Genomic DNA, 23,693 nt, shown 5'->3' with positions numbered 1-23,693 from the left:
CATGGTGGAAGATCCGCTCGGCAGCTGCCTCGACGAAGACGAGCTGCTGGCACTCGCGGACGGGAGTATTTCCTCCGAAGCACGGCTGAACGCCGACCGTCACCTGGACGCCTGTGACGACTGTCGCAGGGTGGTCGCCGCGCTCGCCCACGCCGAGGACGTCGACGACGACGGAACGCCGACCGTGCCGGCGCAGCGCCTCGACGTGACACTGCCCGGCGAATTTGCGAACCGCTACGTGCTCCTGCGCCAAATGGCGGAAAATTCCCTCTACATCGCCTACGTCGCCCGGGACACGGCGGTCGACGAGCTCGTCGGTCTGAAGTGGATCCGACAAGAATGGGCCGCACGCCCGGACGTGGGGGCGCGCCTTCGGGCCACACTGCTCCGGGCCCGAGCGATCGCGAGCGACAACGTGGTTCGCCCGCGAGAGTGCCACGAGGCGGACGGCGCGCTGCTGCTCGTGGAAGATCTGGTTGCGAGCGACGACCTGGCTGGCCTGCTGCGCGCCCGCGGCATTGGGCCCGACTTGGCGCGGGACGTGGTCATGCAGTTTCTCGGTGCGCTCTCCAGCGCCCATGGGGTCGGCACTCCGCATGGTCACCTGCGGACAGAGAACGTGCTGATCGACTTGGCCGGTCACGTGCACGTCGCTGACTTCGGACTGGCTGACGCGCTGCACGGCAACGTCCGAACCCACGCAGAGCTCTGCTTGGACGACACTCAGACCGCGAGTCGGCTCGCACTGACCTTGCTCGAGCGTTGCGGCGGTGGAGCCCCGGCCCTCACCGCGATCTTGGAGAGCGCCATCGAGCGCCCGGACGGTTTCCCATCGGTGGTCGAGCTCGCGGCCGCCGTCCACCGCGTGCAACTCGAGCACCGGCTTCCGGTCGATCGCAAGAGCGCGGGACGTGATCGCGACTGGATGCCGACCACAGGCGCAATGATCGCCAACAAATACCGCGTCGAGGGCCTGCTCGGTCGCGGCGGCATGGGGGCCGTGGTGACGGCGCGCGAGGCCGGCTCCGACCGGCCCGTCGCCATCAAGCTGATGCCGCCTCGGGCCACGCGCAGCCGAGCGGCGGTGGAGCGCTTCCTGAGAGAGGGCCGCGCGGCCTCTGCAGTCTCGAGTGAACACGTGGTGCGGGTGCTGGAGGTCGGTCAGAGCGACGAGGGTGCGCCGTTCATCGTGATGGAGCACCTCGAGGGGGCAACGCTGGGGCGCGTGCTCAAGCAACGGGGCGCATTACCGATCAAAGAGGCGCTGCACTACGTGCTCCAGACTTGCGCCGCGGTCGCCGAATGCCACGCCATGGGCATCGTGCACCGCGATCTGAAGCCTGACAACATCATGGTGCTCGGGGAGCCCGGTCGCGACGCCATGGTGAAGGTGCTCGACTTCGGGGTTTCGAAGTCGGACTGGCTGGAGCAAGCCGCCCGGGTCCGGTTGACCGGCACCGCCGACGTGCTCGGCACCCCGACTCACATGTCGCCGGAGCAAGTGCGCAGCTCGAAGAGCGTCGATGCTCGGACGGATATCTGGGCGCTCGGCGTGATCTTGTACGAGGCGCTCACGGGCAGCCCGCCGTTCATTGCCGACAACCTGCCCGCGCTCTGCGCCGCCATCGTGAGTGACGATCCGCGGCCCCCTCGAGAGCTGCGCCCAGATCTGCCTCGAGGTCTCGAGGCGGTGATCCTGCATTGTTTGGACAAACACCCGGACGCGCGCCCGTTCAGCGTGCGGTCCCTGGCGGAGATGCTCGCACCCTTCGCCGGCGAAGGCGGGCTCGTGGCCCTCGACAAGGTCCGAGCGATCGCCGAAGCCAGCGTCCCCCGGATTTCTTCCATACCCCCGCCACCTCGCCTGACACCGATCCCACCACCCTCGGTGACCTTCGCGTCGGCGGACGCACCTGCGCCCGATCGGGCCCGTCCCTCGGACGAGAGCCTGGTGAACATCACCGATACGGCATCGTTCCGCCGCGAAGTGTCGACCCGACGACGAGCTGTCGGGGTCTTTGCAGCGTTGGTCGTGGGATTCAGTGCGCTGATGATCTTCCTCATCGCCACCGACGACGAGGGCGCCGTGCCCGAGGGCCCTTCCCTGGCCCCGAGCGCGACGGGGCGCCGGCCAGCGCCTGCCGAGATTGCCGACCTTCCCGAGGAAGACCCGACGCCGACGCTGGCGCCGAAATCGACGCACGACGCCGGAGCCGCCCCGAGGCGCAGGCGCCGGCCCCCGGGAAACCCCCTCGATACCCGCTTCTGACCGGCCCGAGCGCAATTGCGCTGCAAGGTCCCGCGCGGCGGGTGTCCTTCGTGTGGACCACACCCGCGGCCCGAGAAGCGAGAAATGCCGATCCCGACCTTCCCGAAACTCCCGCTGATTGCCCTGGCGGTCTGCCTGGTCTCGGCGGCGTCGCCGGCGGCCGAGCCTCAGGCGATCTATGGCGGCGGCAAGGTAAAACCCTGCGGCTGGCCGACGACTGTCGCCCTTGGCGGGTGCACCGGAACCCTGGTGCACCCGGAGCTGGTGATCTTCGCCGCGCACTGCATGCAAGGCGGCGGGGCGCCGAGCAAGGCCACGTTCGGGGACAACGAGAACTCACCTGCGTTTTCGGTGCCGACGAAATCCTGCTCGGCGAACCCGAAGTATTCGGGGAACGCGACCTACGACATCGCGTTTTGCCGGCTCAGCAAGCCGGTAACCAACGTGTCCATCGTTCCCATCTTGATGGGCTGTGAGACTCAAGCGCTGGCGCCTGGCGCACAGGTCGTTGCCGTCGGTTTCGGCCAGGCCAACGACGGGCTCGGTTGGGGGCCAAAGCGCGAGGTCACGATGCCGCTCAACTCCGTCAAGAATGGCGAGGCCTTCATCGGTGGCGGCGGCAAGGACACCTGTTACGGCGACTCCGGCGGCCCTGTGTTCATCCAGCTGTCAGACGGCAGCTGGCGAGTGTTCGGCATCACGTCCTACGGCGATTACTGCGGGGGTGGCGGCTACTACTCGATGATGCACACCAACATCGCTTGGGTGGAGCAGACGGCGGGGCTCGACCTCACACCTTGCCACGACAACGGACAGTGGGCGCCGACGGCGGGCTGCACCGGTTTTCCGAAGTCCCCGAACGTCGGCGGCAGCGCGTGGTCACAAGGCTGCGCTACGACTGACCTGTCGGGTCCGAGCTCGACCTGCGGCGCACCCTACGGCGGGGGACCGGTCGGGCCGGGTGGCACGGGCGGCGGCGGTCCGACGGGTGGCGCCGGAGGCTCGGGTAGCAGCGGCGGCAGCGGCGGCACCAGCTTCGGTGGCGGAGGCAGCGCTGGCTTCGGCGGCGGTGGCAACGCCGGCTTCGGCGGCGGTGGCAGCGCGGGCTTTGGCGGCGGGGGCAGCGCGGGCTTTGGCGGCGGGAACAACCCGGGCGGGTTTGGTGCCGGCTCGAGCACTGGCGGATCGAGCGGCGGCGGAGGCACGAGCGGCTCATCCGGCGGCGGTTCGAACATCGGAGCCCCTGGTTGCTCGAACGCGCCGGACTGCAACTCGTGTGCTTCGTGCCTGGACGAGTGCGCCTGCGCAACGGGCGACACCCAAGGTTGTGCCGTCGCGTGCGCGCCCTACGGCCCGAGTTCCGGCGCCGGTGGCCAGCTCGGGGGGCCGGACGCACCGTCGACGCGCGACAACAGCGACGTCACCGCAGGCTGCGCATGCGGTACCGCCGGGCGCCGAGGGTCGTCGGAACGCGCCCTCTTCATCGCGGCCCTCGGGCTGGCAACGCTGGCTCTGCGACGCAGGGTCGATGACGGAAATGCATTGAGCCCGAGAGAGGATCCATGACTGACCTTAACCAGACTTCAGATCCGCGCCTGCGTATCGAGAGCGTCGCCGAGCTCTCGGACTCGGACCTCGTGAGCCTCGAGCCGTCGTTCTCTGATTTGCACGAAGTGACCGGGACTTCGGATCTGGTCGAATTGCTCGTCGAACGAGCCGCGGACGCGGACCCGAGGGACATAGCCGAGAGACCGGCTGCGGTATGCGACTCGGATGCCTCCGCAGAGCCGGGAGCGGAAGCGCAGGCGACGGAGGGCACGGATGGCGGGATCCCGATTTCAATCGAGGAGCTGCCGCCGAGCGAGAGCGCGGAACAGACACGCGATACGCACTCCGATCCGATCGAACCCGCTGACGAGCCGGAGGACGACTGCGACCAGACCAGTCGCACGGTCGAGATGCCGCGCTTCAAATCCGGTTCGAGCGAGCTGCCGCTGCTCTCGCGCTACGAAGACTTTCCTGCCGACCCCACCGTGAAGATGCTGCCGGACTTCAGCATGGCGGACGACGCGCCGACGCTCCGGCGAACGCAACGCGAACACGCTCAGACGGAAACGGCCGCCGCGCTCGCGCCGCTACCGCCGCCGCCTCGGCTTCCGAAGGTCGACTCGGTGCCACCTCCGCCGCTATCGACCCTGCTACCACCGCCCCGCACGCCGTTGCCGCCGCCACCTTCGCTGCGCCCCCCGCCTTCTTCTCGCAACGCGGCCTCGTTGCGGTCGCCGCTCTTGCCAGCCTTCCCGAGCTCGATGCGACCAAAGCGCGACTCACTCCCCCCACTTCCAACCTGCGTCATCGCCGCGCGCCCATTCAAACCGCGCGAGCGTGACAGCGGACGGCCCACACCCGGCCGCAGTCGAGGAGAAGCCGCCAGGACCGCAGGCGCACGCCCCCCCCTCGCGCCGATCCCGCGGGAGCTGCCGCGCCTACCCGCCGTGCTGGAGTGGGACACCCTCGCCACGCGGGCGCACGCCGAGCATACCGAGCACGCCGAGGAGAGCGAGCGCACGAGCGTGATCCCGGTCTCGGGGGCAGTGCAGATTGAGCGCGGTCGAGCTCGCACCTGGTCCTGGAAGAGCACGCTGCCCGTCGCGCTCGGGGCGGTGCTCGGACTGGTGGTGTTTCTGACCACCTTGTTTGCGCTCCAGCCAAGTCGACCTGCGGCTGGCGGAGCGAGTACGGACGCTCTGCTCGTCACCGTCGCGGGACCCGGCGGCGGCGCCGTGGAGTTTCCTGAGGTGTTCATCGACGGTGTGCGACGCTGCGAGAGCTCTCCTTGCCTCGTGCCAGGGTTGACGGAAGGACTCCACTTCGTGACCATCACGGCGCCGGGACACGTACCGACGAGCCCCCGCGTCGTGCGCCTCCGGGACAGAGAAGCCTCGGTCCTGCACATGCAGCTCGCACGACCGGAGCCCGGCGAGGAGCGAGCTCCGGCGCGGGTCGCGAGCACGCCGGAGCCGCTCTCGACCCCGATCGAGTCTCTGCCTGCGGCCCAACCGCTCGCCCCGCTCGTGCCACCGATCACACCACCGGTCGCGCCTCCTGTTGCACCAACGCCAAAGCCGGTGACGCCCATCACCGTCGGCTCAGCCACGCTCGACTTCACCTCCGCTCCCAGCGCCGGTGTGATCCTCGATGGGCAACCTCTCGGCATGAGCCCTCGCCTGGGCGTGCGCGTGAAACCGGGCTCACACGTCGTCGTATTCGTGCACCCGGACAAGGGGCGGATCTTGCGCTCGGTGATGGTCGAGGCCGGCGCACGCCAGGCCGTGGCTGTGCGGTTCTGATCGGAGAAGACTGATGAAAGCAGCTCTACTTTTGGGTTTGATCCTCGCGGTTGGCTGCAGCGTCAGCACCGAGACCGGCGGACTTGCTGAAGGCGGCAAGGGTGGTAAAGGCGGCAACGCTGGCTCACAGTCCGGCACCTGCGCACCGGGCGCGTGCGAGACCTGCAAGAGCTGCTTCGAGCGCTGCGTCTGCGAGACGAACGATCAGAAGACGTGCCTGCATGCCTGCGGCTCCAGCGGCAGCGGTGGCAGTGGCAGTGGCAGTGGCAACGCGGGCAGCGGCAGCGGCGGCTGGGGCAGCGGGAGCGCCGGAAATCCGGCGGGCGGCAGCAACTCCGGCGGTAATCCGGGAAGCGGTGGCGCGCCCGCGGGCGGCAGCTCGGGCAGCTCGGGCTCGTCGGGCTCGGGAGGTTTCGCCGGCGGAGGAGGCTCGCCGTCGTCTGGTGGCAGCAGCGGCACGAGCACCTGCTGCACGCCTGGCACGAGCCCGGGTTGCAGCGACACCAGCGTCGAGTCCTGCGTCTGTGCTCAGGACGACTATTGCTGCAAGACCGAGTGGGACAAGATCTGTGTTGACGAGGTTGGCTCGTTCGGTTGTGGCTCGTGTGGCGGAGGTACCGGCGGTAGCTCGGGCTCCGGCGGCAGCGGTGGTTCGGCCGGCGGCGGTGGCTCTGGCGGCAGCGGTGGCTCCGGCGGCAGCGGTGGCTCCGGCGGCAGCGGTGGTTCGGCCGGCAGCGGTGGCTCCGGCGGCAGCGGCGGTTCGAGCGGCAGCGGCGGCAGTGGCGGATTCCCGACGGGCGCGGTGGTCTGGAAGAGCTTCCCCGAGCAGCACTCGACGTCGAACGCCGGCTGGAGCAGCTACATGACCGACGTGATCCGTCACCTGCCGCTCTCCTACGGCAGCACCTACTACGACTCCGACAAGGTCACGTACGTCCACGAGACCACCCACGGCATCAACTCCCACCTGCGGAACTACTTCAACGACACCGGCAAGAAGGCCAACGCTTTCTACGTCGGGTCGAACAAGTTCGCTCTGGTGGTCGAACCCAAGATGCTCAAGTCCGACGCAAACCCCTACGTGCCGCAGAGCCTGCGAGATAGCCGCTACAACCTCTACCTGCAGGGCTCGACCGATTGGAACGACACTCCGCTCTATCTCTTCGATGAGTGGGTGGCGTACACCAACGGCACCGAATCCGGAGTGAACCTGGTCAAAGAGGGCAAGTGGAACAGCGGTTGGCGAGACGCCTCCGGCTCCGTCGAGTTCACAGTGTACGCCATGGCCGTCGGCATGGCCGCCGAGGCAAAGGACCCGACCTACTTCTCCGGCTACGCCCAGTTCCGTGAGTTCTTGAAGTGGAACGCCGAGCGAGCCATGGGCCTCTACCAGCAGACCAAGGGCATGACCGAGTTCAAGTGGGAACACATCGACACCTACTACGCCAAGCTCCAGACGAGCTCCGACGCGGCCCAACTTCGGGCGTGGGTAAAAAAGACCTACGGCGATCCCTGGACCAAGAGCGTGATGGGCTTCTAGCCTCGACTTGGGCAGTCTTGCGATGACAGATCGCGTTCGTCATGAGCGGCGAAAACCCACTTGAACTACCGGTGAGGCCGGCGGATGCCTCCTCTGGCCTGGGATGAGTCGCGAATTTCTGGCAGGTCGCGCGCCGCGGGTGACCTCGAAGAAACTCCAAAACCGCCGCTAGATCAGTCTGCTGAAAAGTGAGCGCATCGGCGCCATGCACCTGCAAGGTCGCCTGCAAGGCGTGTCTATCTGGGGCAGGCCGGGTCCCCCGGCCGGATCTGGAGACTGGCAATGTCCCCGCGCACCCGCTTCGCACCCTGGCTCGTGGCCCTCTGTTTCTGCATCCCGGGATGCGGCGGTAGCCCCGAGGATGCCGCGGCAAACGACCTCTGTGTCCCCAATCAGTCGGTGTCCTGCACCTGCCCCAGCGGAGGCATGGGAGTGCAGGAGTGCGCGGCAGACGGCAATGGATACGGCGCCTGCACGGGCTGCACTGGCAGCACGGAGGGCTGCACGACGGAGCCCGACTGCGGGGGTTGCTCGTCGTGTTTCGATTCGTGCGCGTGTCAGGGCGGCGACGCAAAAGCCTGCCTGAAGCAGTGCGCAGGCAGCTCATCCGGCGGTGGCGCTTCGGGAGTCGGCGGCAGTGGTGCCGGCGGCGGCTCGGGTTCTGGCGGGTATTCCGGCGGCTCGGGTTCTGGCGGGTATTCCGGCGGCTCGGGCTCCGGCGGTTCGGGCGGCTATTCGGGTGGCGGCTCCGGCGGTGGCGCGGCCCTCGACTGCACCGGTTGTGTCGCCCAGAGCTGCGGCAGCGAGCTCTCGGGGTGCACTCAGACCTCCGGCTGCATCGAGCTCGTTCAGTGCGCGCAAGCAAGCGGCTGTTCACTGAGTGACTACGGCTGCTTGTTGATCGGCTGTGGCACCTACCTGTTCAACTTCAAGGCACTCCCGCCTGCAATGTCGCTCGGTGGCTGCGCGTCGCAGGCGTGCGCCGTCGAGTGCTCCTGAATCGGAGGCATGATGTTTCGCTTGTTGTCGCGCTTGATGTTGGTCGTGTTGGCCGCCGGTTGCACCGCGATCGCCGAGGGCGAGGACCAGAAGGTCTGCTCACCGGGGATCCAGGTCGCTTGCGCCTGTCCGGGCGGCCAACAGGGCGCGCAGAGCTGCTCGGCGGACGGCCACGCATACACGAAGTGTGATTGCGGTGGGAACTGGAACGGGACCGCCGGGGTTGCCGGTGGGTCGTGGAGCAGCGGCGGTGGAAACGCCGGCGGCGCCGGCAACCAATCCGGAAACGGCGGCGAGCCGGGCGGCGGCGGAGTGAGCGGCGGCTCCGGCGGGCCGAGCGGTGGCGCACCGAGCGGTGGCGCAGGCGGCGGTTCGAGTGGTGGCGGTGGCTCGAGTGGTGGCGGCGGCTCGAGCGGCGGCGGTGGCTCGAGCGGCGGCGCCAGCGGCAACGGCGGCAGCTCGGGCGGCGGCGGCTGGGGCGGCAACGGTGGTTTCGGCGGCGGGTCCTTCGGCCCGGTCGGCGACTTCGCAGGCGGCGTGAACATCCAAGAGATCGCCGTCTATCAAGCCGTCAAGGTCAGCTTGATGAAGGGCGGCCAGCAGGTCAACCAGAAGAATGCTCCGATCGTGATGGGGCGACCTGCGCTGGTGCGAGTGTTCGTTGCTCCCGCCTCGGGGTTCTCGAACCGCAAGCTCACCGCGATGCTCGATCTCAAGAGCTCGGACCCCAACGTCAAACCCCAGACCCTCAGCCAAGACGTGAGCTCGGCCTCGAGCGACGCGACTCTGTCGAGCACGTTCAACTTCCTGATTCCGCCGGAGCAGGTGACGGGTGATCTGAAGCTCACCGTCTCGCTGCACGAACCCTCCGGCGGCAGCGTCGGCGCGGTGCAGTCGACGGTAAAGTGGCCGGCGCAGACGCCAGCCGACGTCGGCGCAGAATCGTCCGGCATCATGCGCGTGAAATTCGTGCCCTTCCGCTATCAGGGCGACGGTTCGGGTCGATTGCCAGATACCTCGACCGAGCAGATGCAGCGCTACCACGACATCTTGTTCTCGATCTACCCGACCACCAAGGTCGAGGTCTCGCTGCGCGACCCGGTCGACTACAAGAGCTACGTCAGCGCCGGCTCCGGCTGGTCCACCTGGTTGGACACGTTGTGCGACCTGCGCCATGCCGACAAGGTCGACTCGAAGACCTACTACTTCGGGATCATGGCGCCGGCGAGCGGATGGAACCAGTACGGCGGCGGCATCGCCGGCCTAGGGTACGTGCCGGGCGCCACCGACGAGTACTCGCGCTGCGCCGTCGGCCTCGGCTTCAAGGGCGCGGACACCGAGGGCTTCATCATGGCGCACGAGGTTGGCCACACCATGGGTCGCCCGCACGCGCCGTGCGGCGTCTCCGGCGAGGCGTTCCCTTACGCGGGCGCCAAGATCGGCGCATGGGGTTACAGCCTGACCAGCCAGAAGCTCAAGGAGCCGAGCAACTTCCGCGACATGATGAGCTACTGCGACCCGCAGTGGATCAGCGACACCAACTATGGAAAGCTGTTCAAGCGCATCCAGTGGGTCAACGCGAACTACTACATCACGCCGGGCGCGCCCGAGACCTACCGCAAGCTGTTGGTGGACCCGAGCGGCACGCTGTCTTGGGGACGCAGCATCACGGTGACCCGTACGCCGAACGGCCAGAAGCGACGTGTGCAGATGTTCGACGAGAACGCGCAGGTCATCGCCAGCGTGGACGGCTACTGGATCCCGATGAGCGAGGATCCCGCCGGAACCCTGTACGTGCCGGAGCCCAAGGTGCACGGCGCCGTCGGCATCGCGCCGGAAGGCCTGCCCACGGTGATCCTCGATCCCGCCGGATGAGGGAAAATCCCCGGGCCGTGCCAACTCCGGCAGCCGCCGGCCGCCGCGTCGGTTATCCTCCGGAGGGTGAAACGGGCGTCGCTGTTGGCTTGGGTGCTTCTCTCCGTCGGATGTTCGGGCGCAAGCGGCGGCGGCGGCGGGCCGGGCATCGGCGGCTCGGGTGCAACGGGCGGAGTCAACCTCGGCGGTAGTGGCGGCGCGGTGGGAGGCGCCGGCGGCGGTGGCGGCGTGGTCGTCACAGGTGGCAACGGGGGCGGCACGCAGACCGGCTGCTCGGCAGAGTCGCAGTTCGTCTACGTCATCGACAGCGCCGAGACCCTGTTCAAGTTCGACCCGCCATCCCTCGCGTTCACTCCCGTCGGCACGGTCAACTGCGGCGCGGGTTTTCTCGACACTCCGTTCTCGATGGCCGTCGACCGCAACGCCAACGCCTGGGTCGTCTATACCGACGGCTCGCTGTACAAGGTCGACACCAAGACCGCAGCCTGTACTCCCACCGGCTTCACACCGGGGCAGAGCGGCTTCGTGACCTTCGGCATGGGGTTCTCCACCGAGGGCGCCGGCAGCACGAAAGACACTTTGTTCGTCAGCCAGGCGGACGCGTTGGGCACGAGCACGGGGCTCGCCATCATCGACACTCAGTCATTAGTGCTCACGCCGATCGGAGCCTACGACCAGACGAACTCCCGCGCCGAGCTCACGGGGACCGGGGATGGCAAGCTGTTCGGCGCTTTCGAAGGCTCCCCGTACGTGGTGTCGCAGATCGACAAGAGCAACGCCAAGATCTTGTCGCAAGCACCGCAGTCGCCAATTCAGTACCCACCCGGCGCTTCCAACTTTGCTTTCGCTTTCTGGGGTGGCAGCTTCTGGTTGTTCGTGGGACCGGGCACCTCGACGGATGTCTTTCACTACGACCCGAGCCTGGGCACCACGACCAAAGTGACCAGCGTGCCCCAGGTCATCGTTGGCGCCGGCGTCAGCACTTGCGCGCCGATCAAACCCCCGAAATGAGCGCGCCCATGTCCAATCTCATGCCACTATCGCGCGACGTACGCGCTGTCCGTTCTCGCGGAGCACAGCGGGTCTTTGCGGCCGCGGCCGTTGCAGCTCTCTTGCTAGCGTCCGCCGCGCCGAGCCGAGCCGAAGACAGCCACAAACTCCGCGTCGCCACCTTGGCCCCGAAGAACTCGGCCTGGGGCAAGGTGTTCAAGGTCTGGCAGAAGGCGCTCTCCCAGAAGAGCGGCGGCAAGCTCGATCTCGAAGTCTTCTACAACGCCTCACAAGGCAACGAAGACACGATGGTCTCCAAGATGAAGACCGGCTCGCTCGATGGCGCGGCGCTCACCTCCGTTGGCATGAGCCGGATCACGAAGGACGTGCTCGTGCTGCAGCTGCCTGGGGTCGTCGACTCCTGGGCACTGCTCGACAAGGTGCGCGCCGATCTGGCGCCGGATCTCGAGAAGCGCTTCGAGAAGGCCGGATATCAGGTCGTTGGCTGGGGCGATCTCGGATTGGCGCGCCAGTGGACCCGCGGCTTCACGCTCAAGCGGCCGAGTGACCTCAAGGGTAGGCATCCGCTGGTCTGGCGCAACGAGCCCATCGGGCCTGCCATCTACACCTCGATCAGCGGTGTCGTCCCCACGCCGCTCTCACCCCCGGAGGTTCTGCCCGCGCTCAGGTCAGGCAAGATCGACGCACTCAGCGCGCCCGCACTGGCCGCCGAGGCACTGCAGTGGACACCCCTCCTGGATCACGTCTCGTCGAGGGCCAGCGTGTGTGCAGTCGGTGGCACCGTGTTTCGCAAGAAGGCGCTCGACGATCTTCCCAAGGACCTGCAGGTGATCTTCTGGGCTCTGCAGAAACGCGCGGCGGAGGTGAACAAAGACCGCGTGCGAAAGCTCGACGCCGCGGCTTACACACGGATCTCCAAGAAGATGACCGTGGTGGACCTGTCCCCGGAGGACCGTGAAGAGTGGCGCAAGCTCATCGTGCCTGCGGTGAAACAGCTCTCCAAGGGCACGTTTTCGAGTGAGCTCGTGGAACGTGTGCTGAAGCTCACCGGCAAAGGCTGAGCGCGGGCGGCGCCACGCGGGCGCAGCTGCGTCCCCGCCAAGTTCATGCCCCACTGAGCGTACGGCTACCATGTCGAACGGTGGTCACCCGCATCGGACGCCGCGTGCTCGAGCTCGGTGTGGGGCTCTTCGCCCTGCTCGGCTTTGCCTTCGTCCCGCTCGGCAAGAAGACCGCGCTCGAGCACCTGGCTGCGATCGTCGACACCCAACCGGCGCGCGAAGCGGGCAAAGAGCTGCTGGAGGCCGGCGACAAACTCCGCGCGAAGGTGCTCTCCAGCCTGCCCCGTTCCCAGCCATCCACCCGAGACGCCGGCGCCCAACCACCGGGCGGTGCGGCCCTGGTCTGCGTTGAACCCTTCGAGCCCGTCCAACCCGTCCAGTGGAGCGCCTCCCACGCGGCGTCGGATGCCGGGCTGACGTTCTACCCGAGCGCCCACGCTCACTGAACCGGAACCGGCACTCCCCACTTCGGGTCCACACCCGGCGCGGGCGCCGCGCTGCTCAGCGGTCGGGCAGACGGCTGCACGGGGGCCGGCGGACGCAGCGGCAAGGCGCGAACCGGTGCGCCCTCACCCTCGGCGCGGGCACCGGTCACTGGTCTTGTGTTCTGAGCCGTCGCCGCTTGACGGCCTCGACAACCGTCGTCACCCCGGCCGCGGCACGTCGGGGTGTTCGTTGTAGAAGGCCTCGAGGCTCTCCTTGCTGATGCTCAGCTCGATCACACCCTCGCGCACGATCTTCGACTGACAGCCGAGGCGTGAGTTCATGCGCACGTCGAAGGCTTTGTCGAGGATGTCTTCCTCGTCTTCCTCCGCCTCGCTCAGGAGCTCCGCGCCCTTGGCAATGTAGACGTGGCAGGTCGAACAGGCACACACACCGCCGCAGGCGGAGCCCTCCGGCGCCTTGCCGAGCTGCGCTGCCTCGAGCAGTGAAGTCCCCAACGGCACCTCGACCTCGACGCCTTGATCGACGAATCGAACCGTGGCCATCAGCCCGTCTCCTCTTTGGTCGGCAGCGCGCCGTGCTCGACCAGGTGGGCCTCGACTCCGCGCGCGTTCGCCACACTCTCGCCGACGCTATCCACGCTCTTGCCTCCGATGGCCGCCTGAATCGCGCGGTTCATGCGCCGCCCGGCCCAGGCGTGGGTTGCGTCGTCGAGCTCGTCGATGCGGCTCTGCACTCGCGAGACCTTCTCGGCGCTCTCGATCGCCTGCTCGAGCTCGCGCATTGCGCGCTCGACGCGCTGCCCTTCGTCCGCCTCCAGGAGATCGGCGTCCGCGACCAGGGCTTTGTTCGTCGCCAGGAGCATGCGCGAGCCTTCGACCTTCGCGTCGGCCAGGCGTCGGGCTTCGAAGTCCGCTTCACCGTGGTCCAGGGCGTCCAGCAGCATCTGCTCGACCTGATCGTCGGAGAGCCCGTAGCTCGGCCGAACGTCCACCTCTTGATATGCGCCGGTGGTCAGCTCTTTGGCCTCGACCTTGAGCAGGTTGTTTTCGTCCACGTGGAACGTCACTTCCAGCCGCGCCAGGCCCGCCGGCATGGGCGGGATCCCCTTCAGGGTGAAGCGCGCCAGGGAGCGGCAGTCCTTCGCCAGCTCGCGCTCCCCCTGCACGACGTGGATCTCGAACCCCGTCTGGTTGTCCGCGTAGGTAGTGAAAGTGGAGCGCGCACCGGCCGGAATGGTGGTGTTGCGCGGCAAGATCTTGTCGATGCCACCGCCCATGGTCTCCACGCCCAGAGACAGCGGCAACACGTCGAGCAGGAGCACTTCGTCGCTCGAATCCGCGAGCAACTGCGCCTGAACCGCCGCTCCATAGGCCACCACCAGCTCGGGATCGATGTCGCCGAGCGGCTCCTTGCCGAAGAGCTCTTTGACGTACGCGCGTACCCGGGGAACGCGCGTCGAGCCGCCGACCAAGATCACACCGTCCAGCTCATTCGCCTCGACCTCCGCATCACGCAGCGCGCGCCGGCATGCTCGACCGGTGCGCTCCAGAAGCGGCTGGATCAGCTCGTCGAGGTGATCGCGGGTCACGCGATGTTCCACCGTCGTGGAGGTCCGCCCTGGCAGCTCGACGGTCACCTCGGCAGCGTCGGTCAGTGCGTGTTTGGCTTGCCGCGCCGCCCCGAGAGCCAGTCCAACCAGCTCGGGTGCTCGAGCTGTTTCCGCGCCTCCGCTCATCGCAGACAGCATTTCTTCGGCCAGGAGCCGGTCCATGTCGTCGCCGCCCAGGGCGCTGTCGCCGCCGGTGCTCTTGACCTGAAACACCCCGTCCTCCAGGCGCAAGATCGTGATGTCGAAGGTACCGCCCCCCAGATCGTAGACCGCAAACAGGCCATTTTGCTTCTTGTCGAGGCCGTAGGCCAGCGCTGCGGCCGTCGGCTCGTTGAGCAGTCGGACTACGTCGAGCCCCGCCAGCCGCCCCGCGTCCTTCGTGGCCTGGCGTTGTGCATCATCGAAGTAAGCCGGCACCGTCACGACCGCACCGCCGACCGCGCCCAGTTGATCGACCGCGCTCGACTTCAGGCTCTTCAAGATCTCTGCGCTTGTCTCCACTGGCGTGACCACCTTGCCGTCCCCCACGTCGAAGCGCACGACCTTGGAGTCCGCCTCGCTCACCGGAGCCTTGAATCGGTAGGTGCCGAGCCGGGTCGTCTCCGCGTCATTGGCGCCACGCCCCATGAAACGCTTCACGCTCGCGATGGTCTGCGCGGGATGCAGCGTCGCGTACGCCCTGGCCGACGCACCCACGACCACGTTCCCGTGCTCGCCGTAGTACACGACACTCGGCAACAGCGCCGTTCCGTCACAAGTGAGGAGAGCCACCGGCCTCTCGTCGCGCATGTGCGCGACGATGCTGTTCGTCGTCCCCAGATCGATGCCGATCGGCCTAGGCGGAGCCTTGGGATCGAAGATGTCGAGTAGCACCATGATTCCTGGTCCGGCTCAGCCGAGCTCGTCCTCGATGGCCGCAGCCTCGTCGAGAAACCGGCGGACGTAGCGCAGCTCTCCCAGCCCCGTCAGCAGCGCCGGGGTGTGCGCCAACGCGCCCCCGTTTTCGGCAGCGCGCTCGAACTCCGCACCGAGCGCGCGGGTTGCGCTCGCTTCGCGCGCCTTCATCTCGGCGACCAGCGCGGCGAGCCGCGCCATGTCCTTGTGTTTGCCCGCTGCCGCGAGCTCCTCGCGTTTTTCCATCATCTCGAACAGCAGCGTCGGCTCGGGTTTCGGCTCCTGCCCCTCTTCGACGTGGACGCCCAAGCGCACGAGCAACGCCTCGCCACGGCGGATCGGATCCTTGAGCGCCCGCCAGGCCGCGTTCACCTCGATGGCCTTCCCCAACGCCGCACGACGCTCCGCCGGTGGGCTGCCAGAGTAGCGATCGGGGTGCAGCGTGCGACTCAGCTCGCGATGGCGGCGCTCCGCCTCCTCGAGGTCGAGATCGAAGCGGGGCTCGAGCCCCAAGGTCGCGAATGGGTCGTGCATGGCCGGCGGCCCGCCGAGGCGTGCTCGGCGGAGTTGTCGTCTACTTCACGGTGAAGGAATGCCCGCAGCCGCAGCTCGTGGCTTCGTTCGGGTTCCGGAACTTGAACCCCTGAAACATCAACGTCTTCTCGAAGTCGAGGGCCGAGCCGGCCAGGTAGATCAGGCTCTTTTTGTCGACGATGAACCGCACCCCGTCCGCCTCGAACACCCGGTCGCGCTCCCGCGGCGCCTCGTCCTCGAAGGCAATGACGTAGCTGAAACCCGAGCAGCCCCCGCCTTTGATGCCCAGGCGGATCGCCGCTTCTGGCGTACCACGCTTCGCCAGCTTCTGACGGGCAAACTCCGCCGCCTTGTCGGTGATCAAGAGCGAGAGCTTGCGCTCCGACTCGGCCGGCCGCGGGGGTTCACTTGCACTGGACTCTGTCGTCATGGCTTGCATGGTCATCCGGCAATCCGCTCACTCCGCGCCCTTCGCTCGTGCCGCGGGCTGCTCGGCGCCCGCCGAGCCCGCCAGCGCCTGACGCGCCGCGCGCTTCTGGCGAAAATCCTCGATCGCACTCTTGATGGCGTCTTCCGCGAGCACCGAGCAGTGGATCTTCACCGGAGGCAGGTTGAGCTCCTCGGCGATCTGGCTGTTCTGGATGGTCTGGGCCTCGTCGATGTGTTTGCCCTTGATCCACTCCGTCGCCAGCGAGCTCGAAGCGATGGCCGAGCCACATCCGAAGGTCTTGAAGCGCGCGTCTTCGATCATCCCTTCGTCGCTGACCTTGATTTGAAGCCGCATCACGTCGCCACACGCGGGAGCGCCGACCAATCCCGTTCCGACGTTGGGGTCCTCCTTGTCGAGGGTCCCCACATTCTTGGGATTTTCGTAGTGTTCGATGACTTTGTCGCTGTAGGCCATGGGAAAATCCTCGGCTAGGGCTCAGTGGGGAACCCATTGAATGCTCTTCAGGTCGATGCCCTCTTTGAACATCTCGTAGAGCGGGGACATGTCTCGGAGCTTCTTCACCTTGCCGACGACGAGCTCGATCACGTAGTCGACCTCTTCTTCGGTATTGAAGCGCCCAAGACCAAATCGAATGCTCGAGTGGGCCAGCTCTTCGTCGAGCCCCATCGAGCGCAGCACGTAGCTCGGCTCCAGGCTGGCGCTGGTGCACGCCGAGCCGCTGGAGACCGCCACGTCCTTGATCGCCATCATCAAGCCCTCACCCTCGACGAAAGAGAAGGAGAGGTTCAGGTTGCCGGGCAGGCGTTTCTCGGGGTGGCCGTTCAGGACCACCTCGTCGAGCACCTTGCCGATGCCCTGGTGCAGCCGCTCGCGCAGTGCACGGATGCGCTCGTTCTCGGCCTTGCCCTCGCGCTTCAAGAGCTCACACGCCTTGGCGAAGCCGATGATGCCCGGCACGTTCAGCGTACCGGAGCGGTTGCCACGCTCGTGCCCGCCGCCGTCCATCTGCGCCGCCAGCCGCACCCTCGGCTTGCTCCGCCGCACGTACAGCGCTCCGACACCCTTGGGGCCATAGAGTTTGTGGGCCGTCAGCGACGCCAGGTCGACGTTCATGGCGCGCACGTCGAACTCCGCCTTGCCAATGCCCTGCACTGCGTCGCTATGGAGCAGCACCCCACGCTCGCGGGTGATCTTGCCGATCTCACCGATGGGCTGGATCGTGCCGACCTCGTTGTTGGCCAGCATCACGCTGACCAAGATGGTCTTGTCAGTCAGCGCGCGACGAATGTCGTCCGGGTCCACCAGGCCGTCGGTCCCCACGTTGACGTAGGTGACCTCGTAACCCTGCTTCTCGAGGCGTTTGCACGAGTCGAGCACGGCCTTGTGCTCGATCACCGTGGTGACGATGTGGTTGCCTTTGGATTTGTAGTACTCGGCGACGCCCTTGATCGCGAGGTTGTCGCTCTCGGTGGCGCCGGAGGTGAACACGATCTCTTTGCCGCTCTCGGCGTTGATCAGCCCAGCAATGGTCTCGCGCGCGTCCTCGACTGCCGCCTCGGCTTCCCAGCCGAACGCGTGGGTACGGCTCGCAGCGTTGCCGAAGGTCTCGTTGAAGAACGGCAGCATTGCCTCCACGACGCGCGGGTCGACCCGCGTCGTCGCGTGGTTGTCCATGTAGATGGGGAATTTGAGGGCCATGTTCAGTGCGTCTGGGCGCCGGCAACCAGGTCGGGCGCGTTCTCCGCGGGGTGACGCTCACAAGTCGGACAGGCGTGCACCGACACGCGAGGCTCACAAGCGGATCCACAAGTACTCAGGTAGTTCAGGCTGTCGACCAGCTCTTCCTCGAGCTGCTTCAGCTCGTCGACCTTGGCCCGGGTCTCGGCGAGCTTTGCCAGATAGACTTCCGACAGGCGGCTGGCCGCGAGCTTCGCGCTCTCCGAGTCGCCCTGAGCCTTCACCAGCTCCTTGATCTCCGAGAGCGAGAATCCGAGCGACTGCAGCTTCGTGATCCAGCGCACACGGATCAGCGCGTCGGGTCCGAAGATCCGGTAGCGCCCCTTGCTGCGCTCGTGAGGACGCAACAGGCCGAGGTCCTCGTACAGGTGAATCGCACGCACGGTCTTGCCGGTCGACTTCGCGAGGTCACCCACCAAGAGCACGGCGTCCGGGCTCACGCCGAGCTCGTCCACCCGTGGCTCTGCCAGCGGCGAGCGCTCGTGCTCATGCTCGTGCAGCGCGGGTGCGATGTTGAGGCGGACTTTGCGGGCCATGGGTCGGACGTGTGGGGTATAACCCTTACGCATGCGTTAGGGTTGCGCTTTGATTGTCTTAGCTGCCGACCCAGAGCGCGTCAAGCCCAGCGACATTCCAGCTGATTCCACCGCTTCGGGAGGCTCGCCGCCGACTCGGCTCGACACGAGGGGTCTGCCATGAGAAACGCCGGCCGGCATGCTCCGCCTGGACTCCGTCGCCAAACAACACGGAAAACAGATCCTGTTTGCCGACGCCTCCTTCGCGGTGTTTCGCGGCGATCGTGTGGGCCTCGTCGGGCCGAACGGCTCGGGCAAGTCAACGATCTTCCGCATGATCGTCAAGGAAGAGGACCCCGATGCCGGCCAGGTGATGGTCGATAAGGGCACGACCGTCGGGTACTTCAGCCAGGACGTCGGGGACATGCAGGGCCAGAGTGTGGTCTCCGCGACCCTCGACGGCGCGGGCCCGGTCTCCGAGGTGGCCCAGCGCCTCGCGGAGCTCGAGCACCAACTGGCCGACCCAGAGTTGGTGGATCAGATGGACCGTCTGATCGAAGAGTTCGGCGACGCCCAGGCCCGCTTCGAGGAGCTCGGTGGTTACGCCCTCGACGCCCGCGCTCGGGAGATCTTGGCTGGCCTCGGGTTCTCCGCCGAGGTGATGGACGGCGACGTCGGCGCGCTCTCCGGCGGCTGGAAGATGCGGGTTGCGCTCGCACGCATCCTCTTGATGCGGCCGGATGCGCTCTTGCTCGACGAACCGACGAACCATCTCGATCTCGAATCGATCCTGTGGCTCGAGCAGTTCCTCAAGGGCTTCGACGGCGCGCTGATCATGACCTCGCACGATCACGAGTTCCTGAACCGACTCGTCAATCGCATCGTCGAGATCGATGGCGGAGAGCTGACGAGCTTCACTGGAGACTACGAGAGTTATCTCGCCCAGCGCGCGCTGCTTGACGCCCAGCAGCAGAGTGAGTTCGAGCGCCAGAAGGCGATGCTCGCCAAAGAAGAGGCATTCATCGCCCGCTTCAAGGCCCGGGCCAGCCACGCCGCGCAGGTCCAGTCGCGGGTGAAGAAGCTGGAGAAGATCGAGCGGGTCGAGCCGCCCATCCGCCGCAAGAAGCTGCGCTTCGACTTTTCGGAGTCACCCCGCTCCGGCGATGACGTCGCCAAGCTAGACGGCGTGAAGAAGGCCTACGGCTCCCGCGTGATCTACGACGGGCTGGATCTGCTGATCCGCCGCAAGGAGCGCTGGTGTGTGATGGGCATCAACGGCGCGGGCAAGAGCACACTGCTCAAGCTCATCGCGGGGAGCACGGAGCCCGACGCGGGGCGCGTGACCGTCGGCGCCAGCGTGAAGCTCGGCTACTTCGCCCAGCACTCGATGGAGCTCCTGGATCCCGCGAGCAGCGTCTGGGACATGTTGATCGGGAAGTTTCCCCACGCCACGGTGGGTTCGTTGAAGACACTAGCCGGGGTGTTCGGCTTTCCCGGAGAGGACGTGGAGAAACCCTGCAAGATCCTGTCGGGCGGCGAGAAGGCGCGGCTGGTCCTGGCGCTCATGCTCTACGACCCGCCGAACTTCCTCGTGCTCGACGAACCCACCAACCACCTGGACCTCGCGACGAAAGAGATGCTGATCGAAGCGCTGGCTGGCTACGACGGCACGATGTTGTTCGTGTCCCACGATCGTCACTTCCTGCGCTTGCTCTCGAATCGTGTGCTCGAGGTCTCGCCGGAGGGCGTGCGCAGCTTCGGTGGCGGCTACGCCGAGTACGTGTCCGAGGTCGGCTACGAAGCACCCGGCATGCGGGGCTGACGCCTCGCGTCGCGGCGAAGCTCAAACTGCTCCGCCCAGAGAGCATGCGCTGGGCGCGCGGCCCGAGCCGTCAGGAGAACCCGAACGAGTCCTCGGCGTTCATCGACCAGAGCATGTGGGCCGCGTAGCCGCCGAGGGCGAGTGTTGCACCGGCGAGCAGCCCGAGGGCGACCAAGCCGCTCTGGGCTAGCAGGCTCTGCTCGGTCAGGTTTCCGGCAGCTGCCACGAACTGCAGCGCGCCCAGCGTGATGAAGACCGCGCCACGGACCAGCTGACTCGAGCGCCGCGCCCGCGCTGGACGGTAGGGGACCGTGTCCGGCACCACGGGCGGGCGATTCCAGAGCGCCAGCGCCACACGGTAGAGGCCCGCACCGGCGGTAGCGAGACCTGCACCGCCGACCCAGAGCGCCCCGACCGAATCGGAGACGAGCAATTTGCCGAACAGCAGGTTGAGCCCGGCGACCGCCAGGGAAAAATTGAGCAACGCATCGCCGACGCCCAGGTCGAGCGCACTCTCCGAGCGCCAGAGCGCAACGCCACCGATCACGAACAGGCCGTTCACCACCAGTAGCGCACACAACACCGCCAGCAGTCCGACGCCCACGGGCTGCGACGCGATGCGCTCGAGAGCTCCTGGGCTGACGAGCTGCATCAACGCGAGTAGCGCGAGCATCACGTAGACGGTGGCGACCAAGCCGCGAATGCGACGCGCCCTACCGTCGAACAGGGTGACCGCCAACCGGTCGAACAGTGCAAAGAGTAGTCGCATGAGAGGTCGGGCCTGAGCCACGAGCGTCGTGGGGCGGTCAGGGCTCGGGTTCGTATACGTGGTTTGTGGCGGCAAAGCTTGGAACATTCAGCGACCCGACTTGCGCCGAGCCGCGATCGGGCGCAAGTTGAGGTTTCCCGTGCGTTGAGGGGTGCCTCGTCCACGAGCCTCGAGCCCGCTGCACGGAAACACTGGCAGGTTTGCGCCAAGCGTGGCGACGGAGACGAGCATGGATCGCAGAGTGACTACGACGAAGCGGGACCGAAACGGAAAGATCGTCGCGCTGTGCCACGCGGGGCAGCCTTGGTCGCCGCGCAAGGCGACGGATGTCATCCGGGACATCAACAGCAGCAAGAAGAGCTACTACGTGAAAGAGGCCGAGAGACGAACCTACGTTCGCGTATCGGCGGGCTCGCTCCAGACCACGACCGACGAAGCGAGCGAGAACAACCTGAACAACCTGCCCACGACCTGACGGTCGTGCAGCGAGTCAGTCCGGCGACAGGCTCTGGGCTTTGACCTCGTCGAGGGTCGTACTCAGCTCGCGTGTGGCTTTGTCGCCGTTGCCGGCGGCGCCCCCGGAGTTCTTTCGGTACGAGACGTACGCGACTTCGAGGCGGCGCATCGCGTCGGTCAGCGCGGTCACGCGTGCCACGTCGGCGATGGTCCCCTTGAACACCCCCGCCGCCAGGCGGTCGGCGGTACCGAGTCGCGCCATCAGGCTCGAAGCGCTGTCCTTCAGGGGATCGGGAACACTCTCCGTGCCGTCCCACTGGGCCAGGCGGACTGTGGCGTCGAGGGACTCCACCAGCTCTTCCAGGGCTTTTTTGAAGACGCCAACACGTTTGTCTTTCATTTTGCGACGAACCTCGAGAATCACTTTGGAGTGGGGGAGGGCCCGGCCTTTGGCCGGCTCGAACTTGTTCAACACGAACTCATGGTTGGGCCGTTCATTTCGTTTCAGAGGGCTCGTACGTCGCTCAGTGCCTTGGCCACCGCTTCCCAGTCGAAGCTGGGCAGCCCGTGAGTCAGCTCGTTGGACACCCAGCGGCGGCCGACCTCTTGCAGCGCCTCGCGTCGCGTAACCGCCCAGCCCGAGACACAGTCGGCGTCTTTTTCTCGGCCGACTCGCGCCTCGATGCACCAGTCTGCCGGGTCGTCTTCATTCGAACGCGGCGCGACGCGCACGGTGAGCTGGGTGCCGTTGTGCTCGAGCTCGTACGCCATCCCGTTCTTCTCTCGATACTGCATGACGATGCGAAGCTTCTGGGCATCGGCTGCTGAGGGGGTGTGGCGGGACACGTTTTGCTTGGGCTCGGGGGATCGGTGACGCTGCGGCCAGCGCCACAATGCTTGGTTTGGGGGCGCGGAAGACCCTTCCGCACTTCACGTGGAGGCAGAAGTCGCTGGGGTCACGTGGACCGCGGGCTCGCACCTTGGTGAACCCAGACACTCTAGCCGGATCCACACACACCGCAACTGCCCCACCCGCCCAGGTTTGTGGTGCCGAAGGCCGACGGCAGCCCTTCTCTTTGCGCCGCGCGTCGCCTCACTGACAGCTGGTGTTGACGAAGCGCTCGTATTCCTCGGGGCACTTCGCCTTGGCGCAAGTCGCGCACTCTTTGCCTTCAGGCGCCAGGTAACAGTCGGGCGAACAAGCATTCCCCAGACAACGGGTGATGGCCATGACCGCGGTCGACGCCTTGGGGCAGGCGGCATCCCAACACGGGCCCGTGCAGGCTGCGTCCCCTTTGCCGCCACAGGCGACCATGCACTTCAGGGTCTCGAGCGCCGACGCGGTGCCGGCACTGGTCACCGCGCCGGCGAAGCAGAACTCCGTCGCGCGGGCCTGACGCGGCCAGTACATGCCGACGAACATGCACATCTCGTTGGTATCGGCGCTCAGCCCCTGCACGATGCCGGTCGGCTCCGGGTTGTCGAAGTCGCAGTGATATTGGATCGAGCTGCCCGCGGGTAACACGGCGGGGGCGTCGGCTGGAAACGCGCGCGGCACCGGCTCCGACCACTCGCTGGTCTCGAACAGCGGCCCGAGCGAGGCCGTGAGGGCGGGATCGGTGCTCTCGGCCCGAAATTTCACGCCGCGCCAGTGCATGTGGGAGGTCGCGAAGGCAAGGTTCGCGGTTTCGGGCAGCGGACAGCTGAGCTCTGCGGTGTGTTTGCTGGCGGCCGGCACGTAGATGGCGGGGTTGTAGAAGAACAACACGCCGGCCTCGGTGGTGATGGTCGCGGGATCGCGCAGCTCCATTTTGAAGTCGATGCTGGCGTGGAGGGGTGCGCTGTCGGTGTTCAGATAGTGTGTCTGGACCAAGACAATCTCGCCTGGCGCAAACATCTGGGCGACCGCCGGCGGCAGCTCGAACCGACCCTTGGTCTCCTGCGCGGCGTACACGACGCCGCGCACGTGGTTCATCCAACCGCTCTCGTCACAGTCCACCAGCTCTTCGCCTCCCGCGGGCATCTCGGTGAGCTCGGTGCGGTAGATGAGGAAGTGGTGACTACCCGCTGTGTAAGTGTGGCTGATGTTGCCGATGGCAAGCTCTCCGCGGTCGCTCGGCATGGCGGTGAAGCGGCACTTCTGGATCTCGTCGCCGGCGTCGATGTCGGCCTCGTAGTGGAAGGAGAGTTGTTCGTTGGCGGAGCCGCCCTCCGCCGCGTCCTCTGACGAACAACCAAAACCAGCGAGTGCGAGGAACGAAGCGGCGAGGTAGCGCATGAACGGCCAAGTGTACCCTGCTCGGTCACACCGTCCGGCCACCATGGCCATTTCGCTGAAAACTCCGCGTCGTTTC

22 protein-coding genes are annotated in these 23,693 nt (G+C 66.8%); 11 read left to right on the top strand and 11 right to left on the bottom strand.

The window, feature by feature from the left end; all coding sequences use genetic code 11:
- Position 1: 1 nt before the first annotated feature.
- The 9 genes from IPI67_08355 (at position 2) to IPI67_08315 (ending at position 12,551) form a co-directional block, all read left to right on the top strand.
- On the top strand, positions 2-2,269 hold the full coding sequence (locus tag IPI67_08355) for a protein kinase (GenBank protein MBK7580199.1): 2,268 nt from the start codon (positions 2-4) through the stop codon (positions 2,267-2,269).
- An 84-nt stretch (positions 2,270-2,353) separates the two neighbouring features.
- Positions 2,354-3,835 carry a trypsin-like serine protease gene (locus IPI67_08350; protein MBK7580198.1) on the top strand — a complete coding sequence of 494 codons (1,482 nt, stop codon included), beginning with the start codon at positions 2,354-2,356 and terminating at the stop codon, positions 3,833-3,835.
- Positions 3,832-5,619 (top strand): hypothetical protein, encoded by a 1,788-nt coding sequence (locus IPI67_08345; GenBank protein MBK7580197.1) that lies wholly within the window; start codon positions 3,832-3,834, stop codon positions 5,617-5,619. The genes IPI67_08350 and IPI67_08345 overlap by 4 nt, the downstream gene beginning before the upstream one ends.
- Positions 5,620-5,632: 13 nt before the next feature.
- Complete coding sequence (locus IPI67_08340; GenBank protein MBK7580196.1) at positions 5,633-7,159, top strand: hypothetical protein; 1,527 nt, start codon at positions 5,633-5,635, stop codon at positions 7,157-7,159.
- Positions 7,160-7,441: 282 nt separating this feature from the next.
- Positions 7,442-8,158, top strand: coding sequence for a hypothetical protein (locus tag IPI67_08335; protein MBK7580195.1), 717 nt, complete (start codon positions 7,442-7,444; stop codon positions 8,156-8,158).
- Between the two features lie 9 nt (positions 8,159-8,167).
- Positions 8,168-10,033 carry a hypothetical protein gene (locus IPI67_08330; GenBank protein MBK7580194.1) on the top strand — a complete coding sequence of 622 codons (1,866 nt, stop codon included), beginning with the start codon at positions 8,168-8,170 and terminating at the stop codon, positions 10,031-10,033.
- Between the two features lie 66 nt (positions 10,034-10,099).
- Complete coding sequence (locus tag IPI67_08325; protein ID MBK7580193.1) at positions 10,100-11,044, top strand: hypothetical protein; 945 nt, start codon at positions 10,100-10,102, stop codon at positions 11,042-11,044.
- 8 nt (positions 11,045-11,052) lie between these two features.
- Positions 11,053-12,105, top strand: coding sequence for a TRAP transporter substrate-binding protein DctP (gene dctP, locus IPI67_08320; GenBank protein MBK7580192.1), 1,053 nt, complete (start codon positions 11,053-11,055; stop codon positions 12,103-12,105).
- Between the two features lie 80 nt (positions 12,106-12,185).
- On the top strand, positions 12,186-12,551 hold the full coding sequence (locus tag IPI67_08315) for a hypothetical protein (protein ID MBK7580191.1): 366 nt from the start codon (positions 12,186-12,188) through the stop codon (positions 12,549-12,551).
- A gap of 198 nt (positions 12,552-12,749) precedes the next feature.
- Here the strand turns inward: IPI67_08315 and IPI67_08310 are convergent, their stop codons facing one another.
- The 7 genes from IPI67_08310 to IPI67_08280 are packed head-to-tail and all read right to left on the bottom strand — an operon-like array spanning position 12,750 to position 18,313.
- A complete protein-coding gene (locus IPI67_08310) occupies positions 12,750-13,094 on the bottom strand; it encodes a 2Fe-2S iron-sulfur cluster binding domain-containing protein (protein MBK7580190.1) in 345 nt (114 codons plus the stop codon).
- Complete coding sequence (gene hscA, locus IPI67_08305) at positions 13,094-15,037, bottom strand: Fe-S protein assembly chaperone HscA (protein MBK7580189.1); 1,944 nt, start codon at positions 15,035-15,037, stop codon at positions 13,094-13,096. The genes IPI67_08310 and hscA overlap by 1 nt, the downstream gene beginning before the upstream one ends.
- A 15-nt stretch (positions 15,038-15,052) precedes the next feature.
- Positions 15,053-15,589 carry a Fe-S protein assembly co-chaperone HscB gene (gene hscB, locus IPI67_08300; GenBank protein ID MBK7580188.1) on the bottom strand — a complete coding sequence of 179 codons (537 nt, stop codon included), beginning with the start codon at positions 15,587-15,589 and terminating at the stop codon, positions 15,053-15,055.
- A 40-nt stretch (positions 15,590-15,629) separates the two neighbouring features.
- Positions 15,630-16,028, bottom strand: a complete 399-nt coding sequence (locus IPI67_08295) for an iron-sulfur cluster assembly accessory protein (GenBank protein MBK7580187.1) — start codon at positions 16,026-16,028, stop codon at positions 15,630-15,632.
- Positions 16,029-16,046: 18 nt separating this feature from the next.
- Positions 16,047-16,493 carry a Fe-S cluster assembly scaffold IscU gene (gene iscU, locus IPI67_08290; GenBank protein ID MBK7580186.1) on the bottom strand — a complete coding sequence of 149 codons (447 nt, stop codon included), beginning with the start codon at positions 16,491-16,493 and terminating at the stop codon, positions 16,047-16,049.
- 21 nt (positions 16,494-16,514) lie between these two features.
- Complete coding sequence (locus IPI67_08285) at positions 16,515-17,738, bottom strand: IscS subfamily cysteine desulfurase (protein ID MBK7580185.1); 1,224 nt, start codon at positions 17,736-17,738, stop codon at positions 16,515-16,517.
- Between the two features lie 2 nt (positions 17,739-17,740).
- Complete coding sequence (locus IPI67_08280; GenBank protein ID MBK7580184.1) at positions 17,741-18,313, bottom strand: MerR family transcriptional regulator; 573 nt, start codon at positions 18,311-18,313, stop codon at positions 17,741-17,743.
- A 178-nt stretch (positions 18,314-18,491) separates the two neighbouring features.
- Between IPI67_08280 and IPI67_08275 the strand changes: the two genes are divergently transcribed.
- Positions 18,492-20,114, top strand: a complete 1,623-nt coding sequence (locus IPI67_08275; protein ID MBK7580183.1) for an ABC-F family ATP-binding cassette domain-containing protein — start codon at positions 18,492-18,494, stop codon at positions 20,112-20,114.
- Positions 20,115-20,184: 70 nt separating this feature from the next.
- On the opposite strand, the gene IPI67_08270 is transcribed toward IPI67_08275, so the two are convergent.
- Positions 20,185-20,883, bottom strand: a complete 699-nt coding sequence (locus IPI67_08270) for a hypothetical protein (protein ID MBK7580182.1) — start codon at positions 20,881-20,883, stop codon at positions 20,185-20,187.
- A 229-nt stretch (positions 20,884-21,112) separates the two neighbouring features.
- Here IPI67_08270 and IPI67_08265 point away from each other — a divergent pair, with 229 nt between their 5' ends.
- On the top strand, positions 21,113-21,358 hold the full coding sequence (locus tag IPI67_08265) for a DUF3892 domain-containing protein (protein MBK7580181.1): 246 nt from the start codon (positions 21,113-21,115) through the stop codon (positions 21,356-21,358).
- 15 nt (positions 21,359-21,373) lie between these two features.
- On the opposite strand, the gene IPI67_08260 is transcribed toward IPI67_08265, so the two are convergent.
- From IPI67_08260 to IPI67_08250, 3 genes are all read right to left on the bottom strand, one after another.
- A complete protein-coding gene (locus IPI67_08260) occupies positions 21,374-21,739 on the bottom strand; it encodes a hypothetical protein (protein MBK7580180.1) in 366 nt (121 codons plus the stop codon).
- Between the two features lie 104 nt (positions 21,740-21,843).
- Positions 21,844-22,185, bottom strand: a complete 342-nt coding sequence (locus IPI67_08255; protein ID MBK7580179.1) for a hypothetical protein — start codon at positions 22,183-22,185, stop codon at positions 21,844-21,846.
- 247 nt (positions 22,186-22,432) lie between these two features.
- Positions 22,433-23,617: a hypothetical protein gene (locus tag IPI67_08250; protein ID MBK7580178.1), complete on the bottom strand. Its 1,185-nt coding sequence runs from the start codon at positions 23,615-23,617 to the stop codon at positions 22,433-22,435.
- Between the last annotated feature and the right edge of the window lie 76 nt (positions 23,618-23,693).

The sequence above is a fragment of the Myxococcales bacterium genome (assembly GCA_016706225.1).
In the GTDB taxonomy this organism is placed as follows: Bacteria; Myxococcota_A; Polyangia; order Polyangiales; family Polyangiaceae; genus JADJKB01.
Note: the sequence above shows the minus strand (reverse complement) of the source record. Positions and strands in the feature narration are given on the sequence as shown.